General features: G+C 73.8%; 2 protein-coding genes and 1 pseudogene. 2 read left to right on the plus strand and 1 reads right to left on the minus strand.

Annotated features, from left to right (window positions below; all coding sequences use genetic code 11):
- A pseudogene (locus H5J29_RS29455) lies at positions 1-467 on the minus strand (cytochrome P450); the annotation flags it as partial.
- A 138-nt stretch (positions 468-605) separates the two neighbouring features.
- On the opposite strand from H5J29_RS29455, the gene H5J29_RS29460 reads away from it, so the two are divergent.
- Both H5J29_RS29460 and H5J29_RS29465 read left to right on the plus strand, forming a co-directional pair.
- Positions 606-1,049 (plus strand): acyl-CoA thioesterase, encoded by a 444-nt coding sequence (locus H5J29_RS29460; protein WP_181784239.1) that lies wholly within the window; start codon positions 606-608, stop codon positions 1,047-1,049.
- 22 nt (positions 1,050-1,071) lie between these two features.
- On the plus strand, positions 1,072-2,355 hold the full coding sequence (locus H5J29_RS29465; RefSeq protein WP_181784240.1) for an NAD(P)/FAD-dependent oxidoreductase: 1,284 nt from the start codon (positions 1,072-1,074) through the stop codon (positions 2,353-2,355).
- Positions 2,356-2,359: the final 4 nt, after the last annotated feature.

The following is a 2,359-nucleotide window of genomic DNA, read 5'->3' on the forward strand; positions in this document are numbered from 1 at the left end:
ACCAGCTCGGTGTCCTCGACGCCGAGCAACTCGCAGATCACGATCAGCGGCAGCGGGTAGGCGATCGCCTCGATGGCCTCGACCGTCCCCTGCTCCAGCGCCGAGTCGAGCAGGCCGGTCACCAGCGCGGTGATCCGCGGCCGCAGGTCCGTCACGCTCTTCGGGGTGAAGGCCCGGCTCACGAGCCTGCGCAGCCGGGTGTGGTCCGGCGGGTCCATCCAGAGGAACGAGGTCGGCAGGTCGGCCTTCGCCGCCTCGGGGTGGAAGAGGTCGGCCTCGTCGCGGTGGCTCCAGAGCGTCTCGGACAGGATCTGGGTGCACTCGGCGTGCCGGGTCACGAACTCCACGCCGAACCCGCTGTCGAGGTAGGGCGTCGCCTCCCGGACGAGCGCATAACGCGAATAGGGGTCGGGGCGGTGCTCGGGCGCGAACGCGTCGAACACGGGTGGTGTCAGGTCGGTGGTCATCGCCTCAGCCCACCCCGAGAAACCGTCGAGAAGCTGAACCGAATGTGACCGAATGGGTTCGATCGCCGTTTCTGATGGGGCGATTCCCGGGGTTCGACGACATTGACCCGGAGCTCCGGAATTGGTGGTCTGAAACCCATGAGCGCCCCCGCCACGCATCGCACCGAGCTCACCGTCCGCGGCTACGAGATCGATGCGCTCGGACACGTCCGGCACACCGTCTACCTGGACTACGCCGAGCACGCCCGCTGGGAGGCGCTGGCCGCCGCCGGGCTGTCGGCACCGACCCTCCTGCAGCACGCGATCATGCCGATCATGCTGGAGACGACGATCTCCTACCGCCGCGAGCTGCGCTACGACGACGTGGTGGCGGTCGGCTGCGAGTTCGAGTGGGGCACCGGCAAGACCGCCCGGATCACCCAGCCGCTGACCCGCGTCGAGGACGGGACCGTGGCGGCCGAGGTGCGCAGCGTCTCGGGGCTGCTGGACCTCACCACCCGCACGCTCGTCGCCGACCCCCTGGACCGGCTGTGCGCCCTCGCCACCGACCCCGAGGTCCTGGGACTCGGCCGTGTCGCCTGAGCCGCCACCGCCGCACGGCCCGATGCGCTCCGTGGTGGTCGGCGGCGGCTTCGCAGGGCTCCTCGCGGCGCACGTCCTGGCCGAACGCGGTCCGGTCACGCTCGTCGAGCGGGACCCCGCGGGGGGCGCCCGCCGCGGTGTCCCGCAGGGCAGGCACCTGCACGGGCTGCTGGACCGCGGCAGGCGGATCGCCGAACAGATCCACCCCGGGTTCACCGCGGACCTGCTGGCGGCCGGGGCGCTCACCGCGGAGCCGCTCGCCCGGACCCGCTGGTTCCTGCACGGTCGCCGCCTGCACCCGACGGCGACCGGGCTGACCTCGGTGCTCGCCTCCCGTCCGCTGATCGAGGACGTCCTGCGCCACCGGACACTCGCGGAGCTCCACGTGGGTACCGCCTCCGGCGTGGAGCTCGACGCGGGCCGGGTCCGTGGCGTCCGGCTCGCCGACGGCTCGATGCTCCCCGCAGATCTCGTCGTCGACGCCTCGGGCCGTGCCTCCCGGCTGCCCGACCAGCTGGCCGAGCTCGGGGTGGCGCGGCCGCGGGAGGACCGCGTCGACGTCGACCTCGGCTACGCGACCCGGACGTACCGGCGACGCCCCCACGATCTCGGCGGCGACCTGAACGCGCTGGTCTCGACCGTGCCGCGATCCCGCGGAGGGGGCGCGATGGCCGTCGAGGGCGAGCGGTGGCTCGTCACCCTCGCGGGGATCCTCGGCGACCATCCCCCGCTCGACGACGCCGGTTTCCGCGCCTTCGCCGCGTCCCTCCCGACCGGGCCGATCGGCGACCTGGTCGCGGCGGCCGAGCCGCTGGACGAGCCCGTCCCGTACCGGTTCCGCGGCTCCCGGCACCGCCGCTACGACCTGCTGCGCTGCCTCCCCGAGGGGCTGCTGGTGCTCGGCGACGCCGTCTGCAGCCTGAACCCCCTCTATGCCCAGGGCATGACGCTCGCCGCTCAACAGGTGGAGGCGCTGCGCACCTGGGACGGCAGGCGGACCCGCGAGCTGAACCGGAGCGTCGGCAGGCTGTGCGCGGCGGCGTGGGAGATCGCGACCCGCGCCGATCTCGGGCTGCCCGAGGTGGCGGGCTCGCGGCCCCTCCCGGCCCGGGTGCTCGACGGCTACGTGACCCGGGTCCAGCGGGTCGCCCACGCCGACCCGGTGGTGGCGCGGGCGCTGATCCGGGTGGCGAACCTGGCCGACCCCTCCACGGTCCTGCTGACCCCGCCGATCCTGCGCCGGGTGCTGCGCCCGGGCGCCGACGCGACGGTCGCCCACGAGGAACGCGTGGAGGTGCCGGCGTGAGCGA

This window comes from Pseudonocardia pini, assembly GCF_013870575.1.
Lineage (GTDB): Bacteria > Actinomycetota > Actinomycetes > Mycobacteriales > Pseudonocardiaceae > Pseudonocardia > Pseudonocardia pini.